The organism is Cupriavidus phytohabitans (genome assembly GCF_000426345.1).
Taxonomy (GTDB): Bacteria; Pseudomonadota; Gammaproteobacteria; order Burkholderiales; family Burkholderiaceae; genus Cupriavidus.
Map to the genome: position 1 here is coordinate 97768 of NZ_AUFE01000005.1, position 17324 is coordinate 115091.

Here is a 17324-nt window from a genome sequence, read left to right on the forward strand (position 1 = left end):
TTGTATAGTTGCGCGCTTCCCGTCTTTGTCGGGGATTGGCTGACATCGCCGCCGGATAATGCCGGATTTTTCCGCCGGCGCGGCCCCGGCCGCGGCCGCCTCGTCCCCACGCTCCGAGCCCTCAGCATGAACGATGCCGCACACCCCTTGCCCGGCGATCTCCCCGGCCATCTGCCTGGCCTGCCCGAGCCGCTGACCCATGAAAGCCCGGCCGACGACGACTACCACCGCCGCTTCGGCGGCGTCGCGCGGCTGTATGGCGCCGCGGGGCTGGCGCGGCTGGAAGCGGCCCATGTGTGCGTGGTCGGAATCGGCGGCGTAGGCAGCTGGGCCGCCGAGGCACTGGCGCGCAACGCGGTCGGGCGCATCACCCTGATCGACCTCGACCATATCGCGCTGTCCAACACCAACCGGCAGATCCACGCCCTGGGCGATGCCTACGGGCGCGCCAAGGTCGAGGCCATGGCCGAGCGCATCGTTGACATCAACCCGCGCTGCCGGGTGACGCAGGTCGACGACTTCGTCACCACCGACAATGTGCCCGCGCTGCTCGGTGCCGGCTATGAGTACGTGATCGACGCCATCGACGCCGTGCGGGTCAAGACCGAAATGCTGGGCTGGGCGCGGCGCCAGGGCGTGCCGGTGATCACCTGCGGTGGCGCCGGCGGCCAGCTCGATCCCACGCGCGTGCGCATCGACGACCTGGCGCGTACGATCCAGGATCCGCTGCTGTCCAAGGTGCGCGCCGGGCTGCGCAAGCAGTGGGGTTTCACCCGCGACCCCAAAAAGAAGTTCGGCATTGCCGCGGTCTATTCCGACGAGCCGCTGCAATATCCGGAGCCCGGGCAGCAGGCCTGCGAGATCGACGAGGCGCCGCCGCACGATGGGCACGCCGGCCATCCGGCTGCGAGCGGGCCGCAGGGGCTGGCCTGTGCGGGCTTCGGCTCGTCGGTGGCGGTGACGGCCGTGTTCGGTTTCGTGGCGGCGTCGGCGGCGATCGGCGCGATCGCGCGCGGCTGAAGCCGGGCCGACGTTCAGGCGCTCAACGCGCGCAGCAGGCCGTCGACCTCGGCCTCGCCCGGCGCCAGGTTGTCGAAGAAGATCAGTTCGGGAAATTCGTCCGCGCTCGGCATGAAGCGCCGCGTGCGGTACGCGTCCCAGTGCTGCAGCTTGTAGGCGTCGTTAGGGTTGCCGCGCCGGATGATGCGCGCGTGCGCCTCGTCTTCCGGCAGGTGCACCCACACGATGCGGACGGTGGTTCCCTGCGGCACCTGCAGCCATTCCGGGTCGCTCAGCAGGTGCGAGCGAATCTCGCGCGACAGCGGGCCGATCACCAGCACGCTGATGCCCAGCGCCAGGTTTTCCCGCGCGGTATCGAGCAGGCCCTGGTATTCGGGGTCGCGCAGATTGTCCAGGTAGGCCGGGCTGTCGCGGTCGTTGGGGTCGCCGGTGATGGCGGCCATGGCCGCGGCACTGTAGCGGCCGTACAGCGTGTCCTTGTCGAGCAGGCAGAAGGGCTCGCCGGTGGCCTGCATCAGCGGGCCGATCAGGCGGTGGGCGAGGGTGGTCTTGCCGGTGCCGGCATGGCCGCAGAAGAAGATCAGTCGTGGCATGGGCGATAGAGGTGGCGGGCGGGGCGCATACCCGACAGCATACCCGCCCGGCTTGCGCAAGATCAGGTCCGGGCCGCGTCGATTCGGTATCCTTGCCGTTTTCCAACGATTGCCGCCGCTCCCCATGGACGCCAAAGACCAGCTCTCCTCCGCCGGCCTGCCCGAAGACCTCCATCTCGGCGAACCGGTCACCGATGCCACCCACGCCGAGTTCGTGCAACTGCTGGCCGCGGTGGCCAGTGCGGACGATGCCGGCTTCCTGGCCGCGATGGACGAGTGGATCGACCATACGCGCCACCATTTCGCGCAGGAAGAACAGTGGATGGAGGCGATGGGCTTCGGCCCGCGCCATTGCCACGCGGGCGAGCACAAGCAGGTGCTGGCCGTGGCCGTTGCCGTGCGCGACAAGGTCCATACCGACGGCGAATTCGGGCTGGGCCGCCGGCTGGTGTCCGAGCTGTCAGGCTGGTTCGACCATCACGTCAAGTCGATGGACACGATGATGGTCGAGCATATGCGCGAGAACGGCTTCACGCTGGTGGAAGGGCCGGCCGCGGCGGCCTAAGGTTCGCTCGAGCCAGCCGAAGCCCAACGGGCTCAGGCAGGCCGCGACGCGTCGCGGTCGATCACCACGAAATACTTGCGCACCGGCTCCAGCACCTGGAACAGGCCGGTGAAGCCCGCCGGGATCACGCAGGCGTCGCCCGGGCCGAATTCGCGGGCCTCGCCCGCCTCGTCGCTGATGCGGATGCGGCCGCTGATCACATGGAAGAACTCTTCCTTGCCTGCCGGGAAGGCGATGCGCCACGCGCCGGGCTCGCAGGCCCAGATGCCGCAGTCGAAATCGCCCTGGTCGGCGCTGTAGTGTGTCCAGGTGGTGCGGTCGGGGTTGCCCGACACCAGCCGGTCGGGCCGCGGGCGGTCGTGGGTCGGGGCGGGTTCGGTCTTGAAATCGACCAGGCGGGGCGTGGACATGGCGATTGGCTCCCCGCTCAGTTCAGCGACGTGCTTAGCTGGCGGCGCCAGCGCGACACCACCTCGGGCCGGTCGGCCAGCATCTCGAATACCGACAGCATGGTCCTGCGGCCGATATCGTCCTCGAAGCCGCGGTCGGTGCGTACGATCGCCAGCAGCTGTTCCAGCGCCGGCTCGTATTGCTGGCGCGCGATCATCAGCCGCGCCAGGTCCATCCGCGCCGCGAGGTCGCGCGGATCGGTGTCGATGCGGCCGGCAAGGGTGGCTTCGTCGGGCAGGCCGGCGGCGTTTTCCATGGCTTCGATACGCGTGCGCAGTGCGCCGTAGCCATCTTCCTGCCCGGCGCGCGGCGACAGCGCCGCGAACTCCGCCCTGGCCCGGTCGACGGCGTTGCCGTCCAGCAGGAAGCCGATATACGCCAGCCGCGCGGCGTCCGATTCCGGATCCGCGGCAATCGCGTCGGCGAACAGCGTCTCGGCGCCGTCGCGGTTGCCGGAGGCGGCCAGTTCCTGCGCCTCGGCCAGCGGCGACCTGGCCTGGCCGGGCGCCAGCCGGTCCAGGAACTCGCGCAGCCCCGACTCCGGCAGCACGCCGGTGAACTGGTCCACGGCCTGGCCGTCGGCGATCGCCACCACATGGGGGATGCTGCGCACGCCGAAATGCGCGGCCAGCTCCTGGTTCTCGTCGACATTGACCTTGACCAGTTTCCAGCGGCCTTCCGCTTCGGCCTCCAGCCGTTCCAGCATCGGGCCCAGCGTCCGGCAGGGGCCGCACCAGGGTGCCCAGAAATCGACCAGTACCGGCGCCTGGTGGGAGGCGTTGATCACTTCGGTCTCGAAATTCTGCAGGTTGACGTCGCTCATGAACAGTCCTGGAAAGAGGCGGAGATCCTTCTATTGTGAGGGCGGAGGCGCCAAATACAACGGCAGTCGCCGCACACCTGGCGTTCGGGAAAGCCACCGGTTGAAAATAGAACGATCGTTCGGTTATAGTCCTTGACCATACCGACAGACCCGGTCCGAAGACCGACGCACAGGAGACGTTTCATGCAGAACCCAGCCCGCCCGCATTTGCAGTTCTGGCCAAAGCGCCTGCCGACCGCCATTGTGCTGCCCGAAACGTCGCTCTGGTACAACCTGGAAGTGTCTGCGCTGCGCTATGCCGACAAGGCGGCGATCCGCTATTTCGGCAACGCCATCACCTTCCGCGAACTGGAAGCGCAGGCCACCGCGCTGGCCGGCTGGCTTCGGCAGAGGGCTGGGGTGAAGAAGGGCGACCGGGTGCTGCTGTACATGCAAAACTGCCCGCAGTTCATCGTCAGCTACTACGCGATCCTGCGCGCCGATGCGGTGGTGGTGCCGGTCAACCCGATGAACCGCGCCGAGGAATTCAAGCACTACGTCACCGATGGTCAGGCGCGCGTGGCGATCTGCACGGCCGACCTGGCCGCCGGCGTGGATCAGGCCGTGGCGGAACTGGCGCCGGCCGAGCGCCTGCAGCACCTGCTGGTGACGCAGTACGCCGACGCGCTGCCGCCCACGCACGAGCATCCCGAAGACGCACCGCCCGCGTGGCTGACCACGCCGCACGCGCTGCCCGCCGGCGCGACCGCATGGGCCGAAGCGCTGGGCGCCGGCCTGCAGCCGGGGCCGCATACCGCCGGGCCTGACGACATGGCCGTGATGCCGTACACCTCCGGCACCACCGGCTTTCCCAAGGGCTGCATCCATACGCATCGCTCGGTCATGCACAACATCGTCGGCGGCGCGACCTGGTCGGGCTCGGGCGCCGAGTCGGTGATCCTGTCGGTGCTGCCGCTGTTCCACGTTACCGGCATGCAGTACGGCATGAACGGCCCGATCTACAGCGGCGCCACCGTGGTGATGCTGCCGCGCTGGGACCGCGAGGTGGCCGGCCGCCTGATCTCGCGCTACCAGGTCACGCACTGGACCAATATCCCGACCATGGTCATCGACTTCCTGGCCAGCCCCAACCTGGAGCAGTTCGACCTGTCCAGCCTGCGCTATATCGGCGGTGGCGGCGCGGCCATGCCGCAGGCAGTGGCCGAACGGCTGCGCGAGCAGTTCGGGCTGAGCTACCTGGAAGGCTACGGGCTGTCAGAAACCATGGCGCCGACGCACAGCAACCCGTCGGACCGGCCCAAGCTGCAGTGCCTGGGCGTGCCGACCTTCAACACCGACGCGCGCGTGATCGACCCGGTCACGCTCAAGGAACTGCCGCCCAACGAGATCGGCGAGATCATCGTCTGCGGCCCGCAGGTGTTCAAGGGTTACTGGGGCAAGGAAGACGCCACGCGCGAGTCTTTCATCGAATTCGAGGGCAAGACCTTCTTCCGCACCGGCGACCTGGGGCGCATGGACGAGGAGGGCTACTACTTCATCACCGACCGCCTCAAGCGCATGATCAACGCGTCGGGCTTCAAGGTATGGCCGGCCGAGGTGGAGAACCTGCTGTACAAGCACCCCGACGTGCAGGAGGCCTGCATCATCGGCACGCGCGACCCGTACCGCGGCGAGACGGTCAAGGCGGTGGTGGTGCTGCGCGCCCATGCCAGGGGCAAGACCACGCCGGACGAGATCATCGATTGGGCCAAGGAGAACATGGCCGCGTACAAGTATCCGCGGGTGGTGGAACTCGTGGACGCGCTGCCAAAGTCGGGAACCGGAAAGGTGATGTGGCGGCAACTGCAGGAGAGCGAAAACGCTCGGGCTGAGGGAGAGCTGAAGCCCGCAGCGGCCTGATCTATGCTGCCAGCCTATGCCCGGGGCGGGTTCCCATCGCATGCGAACCGCCCAGGGCAAGGCTCAATGCCCCCGCACCCGCATCAGCATCTTCACCATGGTCTTGTACCCCCGCTCGCGCGCGTGGCGGGTTGGGGTCACGCCTTCGCGGTCGGCCAGGTTGGCGTCGGCGCCGGCATCCAGCAGTAGCTGCACCGTTTCCTCGTAGCGCGTGCTGCCATCGCCCAGCACCACCGCCTCGAGCAGTGCCGTCCAGCCGAGGTTGTTGACGTGGTCGACGGCAATGCCCGCTTTCAGCAGCAGCTTCACCACTTCCACATGGCCCTGCTGGCTCGCGCCGATCAGCGCGGTGCCGTCGTAGCGGTCGGTGCTGGCCAGGTCCGCGCCATGCGCCAGCGCCAGCCGGACGATCTCGGCCTGGCCACTGGCGGCGGCCAGCAGGAAGGGGCTATTGGCGTCGGCGTCCTTGTGGTTCACGTCCGCGCCGGCCAGCATCAGCATCCGCGCGACTTCGACGTGGCGGCTCTGCACGGCGGCCAGCAGCGCGCTGCGGCCGCGTTCGTCGGCAGCGCGCGCGGTGGCGCCCGCGGCCAGCAGGCGCGCCACCATGTCCTGGTCGCCGATACCGGCGGCGGTGATCAGGTTGCGGTCGAGTGCGCTCAGGCCTTCACTGCGCACGGGGGCGCGCGCCGTGCCGCGCGGCCGCGCGGCGCCGGGCTGGCTGGCGGCGCCGGCCCCGGGGCGGGCCGCCAAAGTCTGGCCGCCCTGTGCCGCCAGCAGGCTGCCCCCGACCAGCAAGCCCATCAGGCCCAGCATCTCATTGAGTGCTTGTCTGCGGCTGCGGGTGGCGGGGCGCGTCATGGCGGCAGCTCCTGGGCTCAGGCGGTTTCGCGAGGCCGGGCCGGCAAGGGCGGGGTATCGTCCGCGCGGGTGCCGGCGGTGCCAGTTTTGGCGGCGGCACTTTCGGCGTCGGCGGCATCGCCCGCCTGGAGCTGGCGCCACAGCCGTCCCAGGTAGGGATCGTCGACGCCGTTGGTGGCCAGCCCCAGCAGGGTTTGCTGCAGGTATTCGCGCGCCGGGCCGTACAGTCCGGCGGCGTGGCGCAGCCGCTCGACCACGCTGGTGTCCGGCAGCCGGCCGGCGTAGGACTCGTGCGCGCGGTTCATGACGAAGGCCAGGGCGCGTTGCTCCGGACCCTCATCGCCATCACCATGGCCATCCCCGCCGGTGCGGATGCGCAGCCAGCGCGGGTGGTAGGCGCCCGTCAGCATCTCGCGGCGCCATAGCACGCGGAACTCCTGCTCGACCACGTGGCTGGGGATCCGGAACGCCATGCCGTGGCAGCAGCCGCCCCGATCCAGGCCCAGCACCAGCCCGGGGTTGTCCCACGTGCCGCGGTTGATGCGGGAATAGAGGTAGAAGCCGCGGTGGTAGCCATGCACGGTTGCGCGCCGGCGCTCGGTGTGCACCACCATCGGGTTCCAGATCAGCGAGCCATAGCCGAACACCCAGACATCGCCGTCGAGCGCGGGGTCGTCGGGCTTGCGTGCCAGCGCGTCGCAGAGGGACTGCTCCAGCACGTGCTCGGGCAACAGCGAGGACGCGACCGGGGTACTGCACAGCGAGGTGCGCAGCCGGTCGGATTCGAGGTCCTGTCGCGTAATGGCCATGCTGCAAGCATAAATCAAAGCAGCGTCCCGGGCAGGTGGGGAAAATGACATAAGTGCCAGTTTTTCCCGGAAATGCCTGAGCCGGCGGCATCGGTGTGGGTGTTAGGCAACGGTCGCCGCCGCGCGGCGGCGATGCCACCCTTGCCACCCCGCGCGATGCCGGGACCGATGCGTGCCCGCGCAAGCTTGTCCGCGGTCAGCCCGGGGCGTTTTGCTGGCACGCGGTGGCGGGCAGTCTTTACAATGGGAGCTTCATCCGACCAGGAGGAACCTGCGATGACGCGTACGCTTACGGTGGTGTTCGGCAGCGGCAAGGAATATGACTTCACGATCGGCGCGGACGAGCTGGCCGCGGTGGCCGAGGATGCGGCGTGGCGCTGGTTCGACCGCGAGTACACCGAGCTGGATTGCCAGGCGTCGAGCCCGGTCGGCAAGGTGCTGGTCATCGACAAGATCCTGAACGTCGCCAAGTTTTCCGGAGAGTCACGCTTCTCCGGCGATCCTGCCTGGGCGCAGGAATATGCGCGCCATGCGGCGCGGCTGCTGGACCGCGACAAGGTCCGCGTCGATGTCGGCAACGCCGCCATCGGTTTCTGAGGGGGCCTGGGCAGGCCCCCGGATCTGACAAGACCCCTGGTTGTGGCTCCCGCCTTCGCGGGAGCCACAGTCGTTAAACCGCCAGCAGTTCCACTTCAAACAGCAGCGTCGCGTTCGGCGGGATCACGCCACCGGCGCCGCGCGCACCGTAGCCGAGATCGGCCGGGATCACCAGGCGGCGCACGCCGCCGACCTTCATGCCCTGCACGCCTTCGTCCCAGCCGCGGATCACGTGGCCGGCGCCCAGCGGGAACACGAACGGGTCGTTGCGGTCCTTGCTCGAATCGAACTTGCGGCCAGCCTGGCCGTTCTCGTACAGCCAGCCGGTGTAGTGCACGGTGACGTGCTTGCCGGCGGTGGCTTCGGCGCCGGAGCCGACGGTGGTGTCTTCGTATTGCAGGCCAGAGGGCGTGGTTTGCATGGTGATTTCCTTCCGATAAAGACTGGCAGGGACCAGTCGAGGTGAATCGGGAGCGCGGCGGTGGCCGCCTCGTTCAATCCTGGGCGCGCTGCAGCACGTCCAGTTGCAGTTGCACGTTGCGGTCGTCGTCGGCGACCCAGATATCGCCGTCCTGGATCGTCACCGACAGGCGCATCGCGCGCTGCGCCAGCGCGGCGAGCGCGTCGACCGCTTCCGTCGGGACATTGTAGACGGTGACGTTGCGCAGCTTGCCGGCCTTGCCCGCCATACCTTTCCACCACTCGCGCGCGCTGGCGCCGCTGTAGGTGTAGACGGTCACGCGCTCGGAGCGGGCGGCGGCGCGCTTCAGGCGCGCTTCGTCGGGCTGGCCCAGCTCGACCCAATGGGCGATGTCGCCGGTCAGGCGCTTGTCCCACAGGTCGGGCTCGTCCGGCTCGTCCAGGCCGCGGGTGAAGGCGAGCGTCTCGGTGGCTTCGCAGGCGAAGGCGAGCAGGCGCACCATCATGCGCGCGTCGTTCTCGGACGGATGCTGGGCAATGGTGAGGCTGTGGCTGCCGTAGTAGGGCCGGTCCATGTCGGAGACGGCCAGCTCGGCTTTGAAGATGGTGGACTTGAGCGCCATGAAATGAGGTCTGCGGGTGCGTCCGGCACGGCGGCGCGGAACGCGAAAGGCCGCATCATACGCGATTCGGCGGCGCCGCCGTACGCGCGTGGGCAGGGCAAGGTGGGCCAGCCGGCACAAACGGCCGGCCGGAGACGCCTCAGCGCTTGCGGTATTCCTTCAGGTAGAAGCGCAGCAGCGCCGACAGCAGCAGCGTGGTCAGGAAGCCGGCTGCCACCACCAGCGCCTGGCCGGCATCGGTATCGAGCTGGCCGGCCACGCCCAGGCGGAACAGCCAGGTCCCGACCATCATGGCCAGGAACGGCATCAGCAGGGCACCGCGGCCATAGGTGCGCACCGCCCACAGCGGGAAGCGGCGCAGGAAATCGCCCGGAGTGCTGCACAGCAGGCAGGCGCCAGCGGCAGCCAGGGCGGCCGCGACGATGTCGCCGGAATGGATTTCGAACATGGTCTCTGTCTCGCGTTGCCGCACACGCGGCGGGCGTGGCAGGGATTCGGCAAAGCGCTGATTCTACAAGAGAAATCTGTCCGGCAGGTGACGCATTGGGCTAGCGCGCGGCGTTGCTCGCCGGTGATGCCTCGACCGCCACATGGAGCGTCACGATGTCGCCCGCATCGGGCACGAAGCGGGTCATGCCGAAGGCACTGCGCGGCACTTCGGCGCGGAAGTCGCCGCCGCACACCTGCCGCGTCACGCCGAACAGCGTGACCTCGCCGCAGCGGAAGCGCTCGGCCTGCAGCCGGACCGGACGGGTGACGCCGTGCAGGCTCAGCTCGCCTTCTACCGCCACAAGCCGGCCGCCGTCGCTGATAAAGCGATCGGCGCGCAGCCGCGCCTGCGGAAACTGCGCGATATCGAAGAACTGTGCCGAACGCAGCACGCCGTCGAGCGTGCGGTTGCCGGTGTCGACCGAGGCCAGCTCGACGGTCACGTCGATCGCGCCGGCGCCGCTGTCGGCGTCGTAGACGATGCGGCCGTCGATCTTGCCGAAGCGCCCGCGCACCGAGCTGCGCTCGAAATGGCTGGCGCCGAAATAGACGGAGGTGTGGACCGGGTCAAGCGTGTATTCCACCGGCGCGGCGCTGGCGCTGCCCAGCATGGCGATCGCAACGGCGGCCAGCAGACGAACGGGTGCCGCCATGGCTCAGTGCACGAACACCGGCAGCAGGAAAATCCCCACCACCGACAGGTACCCGATGGTCCAGCACAGCGTGCGCAGCGTGGCCCGGTCAGTCACGTAGCACGCGGTGTAGAGGATGCGGGTGAGGATGAAGACCATCGACAGCTCGTCGATGCGCGCCTGCGGCGCCTGCAGGAAACTGGCGGTGAGCACCGCTGCGGCAAAGAAAGGGAAGGCCTCGAAATGGTTGCGGTGCGCCATGTCGGCGCGCCGCGCGCGCCCGGACTGCTTGTCGAGCCAGCCGCGCGGGTCGTGGTTGTCGAAACCGGGCGCGCTGGCCTTGGCGATGGCTACCGTGGCGAGCGGCAGCACGCCGGCCAGCAAGACGCACCAGAACGCGATCGGCATGGTTTCGGTCCTCTCCGTTACAGCGCCGGAGCGGCTCAGCTGCCGCTGCGGCCGGTAGCGCGGTCAGGCGGCGACCACGCGAATCTCGATGCCCGCCAGGCCTACCACCTGTCCGGCGCGAATCTTCGCAGTCTTGCGCGATTCGGGCGCGCCGTCCACCGAGACTTCACCGGCGGCGACCAGCGCCTTGCCGGCGCCGCCGCTGTCGCACACGCCAGCCAGCTTGAGCAGGTCGTTGAGGGCGATGAACTCGCCCTCGAGCGGGAAGGTGATGGTCTGTACCGGAGTTGCCTTGCCCATCACTTGCCCCAGCTGTCCTTCAACCCGACGATGCGGTTGAAGACCGGCTTGCCCGGCTGCGAATCATTGCGGTCGGCAACGAAGTAGCCGTGGCGCTCGAACTGGAACCGGTCTTCCGGCCGCGCCTCGCGCAGGCCCGGCTCCAGGTAGGCGGTGACCACCTTCTTGGAGTCTGGGTTGAGCGCATCCAGGAAGTTCTTGCCGCCGGCGTCCGGGTTGGGGTCGTTGAACAGGCGGTCGTACAGGCGCACCTCGGCCTCGTAGCCGTGAGCGGCGCTGACCCAGTGGATCACGCCCTTGACCTTGACGCTGTCGGCGCCCGGCGTGCCGCTCTTGGTGTCGGGCAGGTAGCTGGCGTGCACGGCGACGACGTTGCCGTCGGCGTCCTTGTCCACGCCGGTGCACTCGATCACGTAGCCGTACTTCAGCCGCACCTTGTTGCCCGGGAACAGGCGGAAATAGCCCTTGGGCGGGGTCTCGTTGAAGTCCTCGCGCTCGATCCACAATTCGCGCGACAGCGGGAACACACGCTTGCCCAGTTCCGGCTTCTTCGGATGGACCGGGGCCGAGCATTCCTCGCTCTGGCCTTCGGGGTAGTTGTCGATGATCAGCTTGAGCGGGTCCAGCACGGCCACGCCACGCGCGGCCCGGCCGTCCAGGTCGTCGCGCACCGCGCCTTCGAGCGTGCTCATGTCGATCCAGCTGTCGGCCTTGGCCACGCCGACGCGGTCGCAGAACAGCTGGATCGACTCCGGCGTATAGCCGCGGCGGCGCACGCCGACCAGCGTGGGCATGCGCGGGTCGTCCCAGCCGTCGACACGGTTCTCGTCGACCAGCTGCTTGAGCCTGCGCTTGCTGGTGATCGCGTAGGTCAGATTCAGGCGCGCGAACTCATACTGGTGCGGCAGCGGGTCGCGGAACACGCCGGCGTCGCGCAGGTGCTCCAGCACCCAGTCGTACAGCGGGCGGTTGTTCTCGAACTCCAGCGTGCACAGCGAGTGCGAGATGTTCTCCAGCGCGTCCGAGATGCAGTGGGTGAAGTCGTACATCGGATAGATGCACCACTTGTCGCCCGTGCGGTGGTGATGGGCGTGCCGGATGCGATAGAGCACCGGGTCGCGCATCACGATGTTGGGGGCGGTCATGTCGATCTTCGCGCGCAGCACGTGCTCGCCGTCGCCGTACTTGTCCGCGCGCATGTCGCGGAACAGCTGCAGGTTTTCCTCGACAGTGCGGTCGCGGTAGGGCGAGGGCTTGCCCGGCTCGGAGAAGTTGCCGCGGCTGGCGGCGATCTGCTCGGCCGACTGGCTGTCGACGTAGGCGGCGCCGCGCTCGATCAGCGTCTCGGCAAAGGCGTAGAGCTGGTCGAAGTAGTCGCTGGCGTAGTACAGGTGCGGCTGCTTCTGGCCGTCCTTGCCTTCGCTGTCCCAGGAGAAGCCGAGCCAGTGCACGGCGTCGATGATCGAATCGACGTATTCGGTATCTTCCTTGACCGGGTTGGTGTCGTCGAAGCGCAGGTGGCAGCGGCCGCCGTAGTCGCGCGCCAGCCCGAAGTTCAGGCAGATGCTCTTGGCATGGCCGATATGCAGGTAGCCGTTGGGCTCCGGCGGGAAGCGGGTGATGACGGTCGGCAGCGGCTCGCCTTGCTTGTCCTGGCGGCCGGCGTAGGTGCCGGCGGCGAGGTCCTGGTCGATGATGCTCCGCAGGAAGTTGGAGGCGGCTGGGGTGCTGTCGGTAGGCTTGTTGTCGTGGCTCATGGTGGCGCCGGTTGGCCGGCCGGATGGATCGATGGTAGGGATCGATACGGTGGCCGGTCGGGTCGTCAGATTGCGTGGCGGAATGCCAATAAGGGGATTTTACCGTGCCGGCGGCGCCGCACGCCGTGAGCCTCGGCTCATTTATGGTCTTGTCCGCCGCCGGCACAGGTTGGCCGCACCGAAAGTGATGTGTCGGAGTAGCATGGAGACCCGTGCCGGCCGGCTACGGCCACCAGTCACCCATCGCTGCAGGAACGCCCATGAACGCCCACCCCGATGCGGCACAAGTGCCGCCCATGCCCCACGATGTCGTTGCCGCGCTGTGGCGCGATGCCGGCCTGCCGGCCGAGGCGCTGGCCCACCTGCGCCTGGACGGCGCCGATCCGGTGCTGCCTTCAAGCTTTGCCGTGGGGACCGCTGCGCAGGCCAGCCTCGCCGCTTCGGCGCTGGCCGCCGCCACGCTGTGGCAAGGCCGCGGCGGCCGCTGGCAGGACGTCAGCGTTGACATGCGCCATGCCATCACCGAGTTCCGCAGCGAGCGTTACCTGCGCGTCGACGGCGGTCCAGCGCCCGAGCTGTGGGACAAGATCGCCGGCATCTACCGCTGCGGCGACGGCCGCTGGGTCCGGCTGCACACCAATTTCCCGCACCACCGCGACGGCGTGCTGCGCTTGCTGGGCTGTGCCTATGACAAGGCGGCGGTGCAGGCGGCGCTGGAAAAGTGGGAAGCCGAGACTTTCGAAACCGCCGCGTCCGACGCCGGCCTGGTGGTCGCCGCGCTGCGCAGCTTCGACGAATGGGACCGCCATCCGCAGGCCGCGGCGCTGCGCGGCTTGCCGCCGGTGACGCTGGAGCGTATCGGCGACGCACCGCCACAGCCATTACCACCGCCCGCGTCGGCCGATGCGCAACCGCTGTCAGGCGTGCGCGTGCTCGATTTCACCCGCATCATCGCCGGCCCGGTCGCCGGGCGCACGCTGGCCGCGCACGGTGCCGATGTGCTGCTGGTGACCGCCGCGCACCTGCCGTCGATCGCGCCGCTGGTGATCGACACCGGCCGCGGCAAGCGCAGCTGCCAGCTCGACCTGCGCGATCCCGACGACAAGCGCACGCTGCACAAGCTGCTGCACGGCGCCGATGTGATGGTGCAGGGCTACCGGCCTGGCGGGCTGGCCGAACTGGGCATCGGCCCGGAAGCCGCGGCACGGGCGCGGCCGGGCATCGTTTATGTGTCGCTGAGCGCGTATGGCCACGTCGGGCCGTGGGCGCACAAGCGCGGCTTCGATTCGCTGGTGCAGACCGCCACCGGCTTCAACCAGGCCGAGGCGGAAGCGGCCGGCGGCGACACGCCGCGCCCGTTGCCGGCACAGGTGCTGGACCATGCCGCGGGCTATCTGCTGGCATTCGGCGCGATGGCCGCGCTGCACCGGCGCGCGCTGGAAGGCGGCAGCTGGCACGTGCGCGTATCGCTGGCGCAGGTGGGGCAGTGGCTGCGCGGGCTGGGGCGGGTGCCGCAGGGGCTGAAGGCGCCCGAGCAGAAGATCGACGATGTCGCCGACCTGCTCGAAGCGGTGCCGTCCGGCTTCGGCATGCTGACCGTGGTGCGCCACGCGGCGCAGCTGTCCGAGACGCCGGCGCGCTGGACGCTGCCGTCCGAGCCGCTCGGCACCCACGCGCCGGAGTGGCTGCCGCGTTAGTAAAGCGTGTTGCGCTGCCGCTCGGGCAGCTCGCGGTCATAGGCGGCGCCGTCGATGGCGTTCTCGCTCAGCGTGGCCAGGATCTCGCCATTGCTTGGCAGTGTCTGCCGTGCGACCTGCGCATCCGCGGACCACAGCCGCGAGCGGATCAGCGCCCGGGCGCACTGGAAGAACACCGACTGCACCGTGATCACCAGCACCGTGGTCGGCGCCTTGCCGTTGGCCACGCAGCGCGCGATCAGCGCCGGCTCGACGCTGATCTGCGCGGTGCCGTTGACGCGGATGGTCTCGTTGACGCCGGGGATCACGAACAGCAGGCCCACGCGCGGATCGGCCACGATATTGCGCAGGCTGTCGATGCGATTGTTGCCGCGCCGGTCGGGCAGCAGCAGCGTGCGCTCGTCCAGCACCTGCACGAAACCGGGTGTGTCGCCGCGCGGCGAGCATTCGGCCCAGCCCGCGGCGACGGTCGACAGCAGGCAGAACGGTGCGGCCTCGATAAAGGCGCGGTAATGCGGGTGCAGGTAGTCGACTTCCTTGGACAGCGACGGCGCCGCGGGTTGGGCGTAGAGCGCTTCCAGTTCGGCCAGGGAGGTGATGGCGTGCGAGGTCATGGCGGATCGGGGCGATGGGCGGGGAGATTGGCGGGGCAAGCCGACAATGTAGCGCAGCCGGCAGGGCTGCGCAGTGGCCCTCAGAGTGTCACGGTGCCGCGGCCAATCTCGAGCACGCGGCCGCCCACGCGGATCGCGCCGTCCGAGCCGACCGACAGGCGCAGCCGGCACGGGCGGCCGACGGCCTCGCCCTGGTCGATGATGTATTCCGCCGGCAGCGCGCGGCTGGTGGCCAGCAGCCAGCCACCCAGGTTGGCGCAGGCCGAGCCCGTGCCGGGATCCTCGGCCACGCCGCCGCCCTGCTTGGTGAAGAAATAGCGCGACAGGATGCCGCCCGGCTGCTCGGGATCGAGGGCGAACACGTACGCGGTCTTGCGGCCGAGGCTGCTCTGCGGCCAGATGTCGAGCCGCGCGCTGTCAGGATTGGCGCGCCGCACAGCATCGGTGCTGCGCACGGCCACCAGCAGCTGGTCGGCGCCGGTGTCGACCCACATCGGAGAAATCAGCAAGTCGCTTTCGTGCAGGCCGAGCAGGGCTGCCATGTCGGCATCGGGGAGGCCGGCCGGCGCGGTCTTCGGCTCGCCGCTGTGCGGCGCGGTGAAGGTCCAGACATCGCCCTGCGCCGTCACAGGGACCACGCCGGCGAGGAATTCGAGCGTCAGCGCATCGCCGGTGCCGGCCAGTTCGCGGACCACGTGCGCGGTGCCCAGTGTCGGATGGCCGGCGAAACGCATCTCATAGCCGGGGGTGAAGATGCGGACTTTTGCGCTGGCATTGTCCGACGGCAGGACAAAGGTGGTCTCCGACAGGTTGAACTGCAGCGCCAGCGCCTGCATGGTGGCCTCGTCCATGCCGCGCGCGTCTTCGAACACGCACAGGGGATTGCCGCCGAAGGTGGATTCGGCGAAGACGTTGAGCAGGCGGAAGGCGTAGGTGGTCATGGTGCGGGCTCCGGAGGCTTGTCGGCGAACCAGTGTACGGAGCCGTGGCGCCCGCGCCATGCACAGTTGCTGCGATCGCGAGCGGGCCAGTTGTGGGATGGGGGGCAGAAAGCAAGAACGCCCCTTTCGGGGCGTTCCGCATGTCGCTGGCAGCTCAGGCCCGGCGGGCTCAGAACCCCACCGCCTGCCCGTCGCGCCGGCTGTCGCTGGCTGCCACGTACCCTTGCTCGGGATCGTCCGACAGGCGCCAGATGAACTGGCCCGACCCAAAGTCCATGTATGGATCGTCCACCGACTTCAACTGGTGCCCGCGCGCCTTCAGCCCCTCGACCGTGGCCGGGTCCATGGTGCCTTCCACGTCCAGCGTGAAATCGCGGTTGACCTTCCAGCGCGGCGCGCAGCATGCGGCCTGCGGCTGCTGGTTGTAGTCCAGCATGCGCACCACCGTCTGCAGGTGGCCCTGCGGCTGCATGTCGCCGCCCATCACGCCGAAGCTCATCACCGGGTGGCCGTTCTTGGTCAGGAAGGCCGGGATGATGGTGTGGAACGGGCGCTTGCCGCCGGCCACAGCGTTGGCAGACCTGGGATCCATCGAGAAGCCGACGCCGCGGTTCTGCAGGCTGATGCCGGTGCCCGGCACCACCACGCCCGAGCCGAAGCCCATGTAGTTCGACTGGATGAACGACACCATCATGCCGTTCTCGTCGGCGGCGGTCAGGTAGATGGTGCCGCCCACCTTGGGCATGCCGAAGTTGAAGTGCGTGGCGCGCTGCATGTCGATCAGTTTGGCGCGCGACTTGAGGTAAGCATCGTCCAGCATCTGCTCGGGCGTGACCTCCATGCTGCGCGGATCGGCGACGTAGCGGTACAGGTCGGCGAAGGCGAGCTTCATCGCTTCGATCTGCAGGTGCTGCGAATCGACCGAGTCGACCGGGATCGAGGCCATGTCGAACTGGCCGAGGATGCCCAGCGCCACCAGCGCGGCGATGCCCTGGCCGTTGGGCGGGATCTCGTGCAACTCGTAGCCGCGGTAGCTCTTGCTGATCGGCTTGACCCAGTCGGGGCGGTAGTTGCGCAGGTCGTCCAGGGTCATCGCGCCGCCGCACTGCTTGCTGAAGGCGGCGATCTTCTCGGCGATTTCGCCTTCGTAGTAGGCGCGGCCGCGCGTCTCGCCGATCTTGCGCAGCGTCTCGGCGGCGGCCTTCATCGTGAACTTCTCGCCGACCAGCGGCGCGCGGCCCTTGGGCATGAAGGTCTCGGCATAGCCCGGCTGGTCCTTCAGTTCGGGCACCGCGGCGGCCCACTTGTGCGCCACCACCGGCGGCACGGCGTAGCCGCGCTCGGCGATCTCGATCGCCGGCTCCATCAGGTCGGCGAAGGGCAGCTTGCCGAAGCGCTCGTGCATCGCCGCCCAGCCGGCGATCACGCCGGGCACGGTGACCGAGTCCCAGCCCCGGATCGGGCGGTTGGCCAGGCCGTTGGCGTCGGTGCCGTACTTGTTCTTGAAGTACTCCGGGTTCCAGGCGGCCGGGGCCACGCCAGAGGAGTTCAGGCCATGCAGTTCCTTGCCGTCCCACAGGATGGCGAAGGCATCGCTGCCCAGGCCGCACGATACCGGCTCGACGATGGTGATGGCGGCCGCCGCGGCGATGGCGGCATCGACGGCATTGCCGCCCTTGAGCAGCATGCGCAGGCCGGCCTGAGCGGCCAGCGGGTGCGAGGTGGACACCACGTTGCGCGCAAACAGCGGGATGCGCACGGAGGGGTAGGGGTTGGTCCAGTTGAATTTCTGCATGGCTTTGTCTGTCGTTTCAGGAGGCGGCCGG

The 17324-nt window shown here is 68.8% G+C and carries 20 protein-coding genes; 5 read left to right on the plus strand and 15 right to left on the minus strand.

The features are described from left to right. Positions 1 to 126 precede the first annotated feature (126 nt). The gene (gene tcdA / locus K309_RS0105550; RefSeq protein WP_029045491.1) at positions 127 to 1020 is read left to right on the plus strand and encodes a tRNA cyclic N6-threonylcarbamoyladenosine(37) synthase TcdA; all 894 of its coding nucleotides are present in this window, start codon (positions 127 to 129) and stop codon (positions 1018 to 1020) included. A 14-nt stretch (positions 1021 to 1034) separates the two neighbouring features. Here the strand turns inward: tcdA and K309_RS0105555 are convergent, their stop codons facing one another. After that, positions 1035 to 1613, minus strand: a complete 579-nt coding sequence (locus tag K309_RS0105555; protein ID WP_029045492.1) for a P-loop nucleotide/nucleoside kinase family protein — start codon at positions 1611 to 1613, stop codon at positions 1035 to 1037. A 124-nt stretch (positions 1614 to 1737) separates the two neighbouring features. On the opposite strand from K309_RS0105555, the gene K309_RS0105560 reads away from it, so the two are divergent. After that, positions 1738 to 2178 carry a bacteriohemerythrin gene (locus K309_RS0105560; RefSeq protein ID WP_029045493.1) on the plus strand — a complete coding sequence of 147 codons (441 nt, stop codon included), beginning with the start codon at positions 1738 to 1740 and terminating at the stop codon, positions 2176 to 2178. Between the two features lie 32 nt (positions 2179 to 2210). Here K309_RS0105560 and K309_RS0105565 read toward each other — a convergent pair whose 3' ends face one another. After that, positions 2211 to 2588: a cupin domain-containing protein gene (locus K309_RS0105565; RefSeq protein ID WP_029045494.1), complete on the minus strand. Its 378-nt coding sequence runs from the start codon at positions 2586 to 2588 to the stop codon at positions 2211 to 2213. A 17-nt stretch (positions 2589 to 2605) separates the two neighbouring features. After that, the gene (gene trxA, locus K309_RS0105570) at positions 2606 to 3451 is read right to left on the minus strand and encodes a thioredoxin (RefSeq protein ID WP_029045495.1); all 846 of its coding nucleotides are present in this window, start codon (positions 3449 to 3451) and stop codon (positions 2606 to 2608) included. 183 nt (positions 3452 to 3634) lie between these two features. Between trxA and K309_RS0105575 the strand changes: the two genes are divergently transcribed. Beyond that, the gene (locus tag K309_RS0105575; RefSeq protein WP_029045496.1) at positions 3635 to 5350 is read left to right on the plus strand and encodes a long-chain fatty acid--CoA ligase; all 1716 of its coding nucleotides are present in this window, start codon (positions 3635 to 3637) and stop codon (positions 5348 to 5350) included. A gap of 63 nt (positions 5351 to 5413) precedes the next feature. Here the strand turns inward: K309_RS0105575 and K309_RS36025 are convergent, their stop codons facing one another. After that, positions 5414 to 6211, minus strand: a complete 798-nt coding sequence (locus K309_RS36025) for an ankyrin repeat domain-containing protein (protein ID WP_084402364.1) — start codon at positions 6209 to 6211, stop codon at positions 5414 to 5416. Between the two features lie 17 nt (positions 6212 to 6228). Then, positions 6229 to 7020 carry a gamma-glutamylcyclotransferase gene (locus K309_RS0105585; RefSeq protein WP_051320350.1) on the minus strand — a complete coding sequence of 264 codons (792 nt, stop codon included), beginning with the start codon at positions 7018 to 7020 and terminating at the stop codon, positions 6229 to 6231. 276 nt (positions 7021 to 7296) lie between these two features. Between K309_RS0105585 and K309_RS0105590 the strand changes: the two genes are divergently transcribed. Continuing rightward, positions 7297 to 7617: a hypothetical protein gene (locus tag K309_RS0105590; RefSeq protein WP_029045498.1), complete on the plus strand. Its 321-nt coding sequence runs from the start codon at positions 7297 to 7299 to the stop codon at positions 7615 to 7617. A 73-nt stretch (positions 7618 to 7690) separates the two neighbouring features. Here K309_RS0105590 and K309_RS0105595 read toward each other — a convergent pair whose 3' ends face one another. From K309_RS0105595 to K309_RS0105625, 7 genes are all read right to left on the minus strand, one after another. Next, positions 7691 to 8038, minus strand: coding sequence for an FKBP-type peptidyl-prolyl cis-trans isomerase (locus tag K309_RS0105595; protein ID WP_018008195.1), 348 nt, complete (start codon positions 8036 to 8038; stop codon positions 7691 to 7693). A 73-nt stretch (positions 8039 to 8111) separates the two neighbouring features. Then, complete coding sequence (locus K309_RS0105600) at positions 8112 to 8660, minus strand: YaeQ family protein (RefSeq protein ID WP_029045499.1); 549 nt, start codon at positions 8658 to 8660, stop codon at positions 8112 to 8114. Positions 8661 to 8799: 139 nt separating this feature from the next. Next, positions 8800 to 9108: a hypothetical protein gene (locus K309_RS0105605; protein ID WP_029045500.1), complete on the minus strand. Its 309-nt coding sequence runs from the start codon at positions 9106 to 9108 to the stop codon at positions 8800 to 8802. A 100-nt stretch (positions 9109 to 9208) separates the two neighbouring features. Beyond that, positions 9209 to 9802 carry a YceI family protein gene (locus tag K309_RS0105610; RefSeq protein WP_029045501.1) on the minus strand — a complete coding sequence of 198 codons (594 nt, stop codon included), beginning with the start codon at positions 9800 to 9802 and terminating at the stop codon, positions 9209 to 9211. A 3-nt stretch (positions 9803 to 9805) separates the two neighbouring features. Further along, entirely contained in the window at positions 9806 to 10189 is a 384-nt protein-coding gene (locus K309_RS0105615) for an MAPEG family protein (protein ID WP_029045502.1), read from the minus strand. Positions 10190 to 10252: 63 nt separating this feature from the next. Beyond that, positions 10253 to 10489: an RNA-binding S4 domain-containing protein gene (locus K309_RS0105620; protein ID WP_029045503.1), complete on the minus strand. Its 237-nt coding sequence runs from the start codon at positions 10487 to 10489 to the stop codon at positions 10253 to 10255. Beyond that, positions 10489 to 12246, minus strand: coding sequence for a glutamine--tRNA ligase/YqeY domain fusion protein (locus tag K309_RS0105625; RefSeq protein ID WP_029045504.1), 1758 nt, complete (start codon positions 12244 to 12246; stop codon positions 10489 to 10491). Before K309_RS0105625 ends, K309_RS0105620 begins: the two co-directional genes overlap by 1 nt. 260 nt (positions 12247 to 12506) lie before the next feature. On the opposite strand from K309_RS0105625, the gene K309_RS0105630 reads away from it, so the two are divergent. After that, on the plus strand, positions 12507 to 13943 hold the full coding sequence (locus K309_RS0105630; RefSeq protein ID WP_029045505.1) for a CoA transferase: 1437 nt from the start codon (positions 12507 to 12509) through the stop codon (positions 13941 to 13943). Here K309_RS0105630 and K309_RS0105635 read toward each other — a convergent pair. From K309_RS0105635 to ggt, 3 genes are all read right to left on the minus strand, one after another. Beyond that, positions 13940 to 14557 (minus strand): pyridoxamine 5'-phosphate oxidase family protein, encoded by a 618-nt coding sequence (locus K309_RS0105635; RefSeq protein WP_029045506.1) that lies wholly within the window; start codon positions 14555 to 14557, stop codon positions 13940 to 13942. The genes K309_RS0105630 and K309_RS0105635 overlap by 4 nt on opposite strands. A gap of 80 nt (positions 14558 to 14637) precedes the next feature. Continuing rightward, a complete protein-coding gene (locus K309_RS0105640) occupies positions 14638 to 15498 on the minus strand; it encodes a PhzF family phenazine biosynthesis protein (RefSeq protein WP_029045507.1) in 861 nt (286 codons plus the stop codon). A gap of 169 nt (positions 15499 to 15667) precedes the next feature. Next, positions 15668 to 17293: a gamma-glutamyltransferase gene (gene ggt / locus K309_RS0105645; protein ID WP_029045508.1), complete on the minus strand. Its 1626-nt coding sequence runs from the start codon at positions 17291 to 17293 to the stop codon at positions 15668 to 15670. Positions 17294 to 17324: the final 31 nt, after the last annotated feature.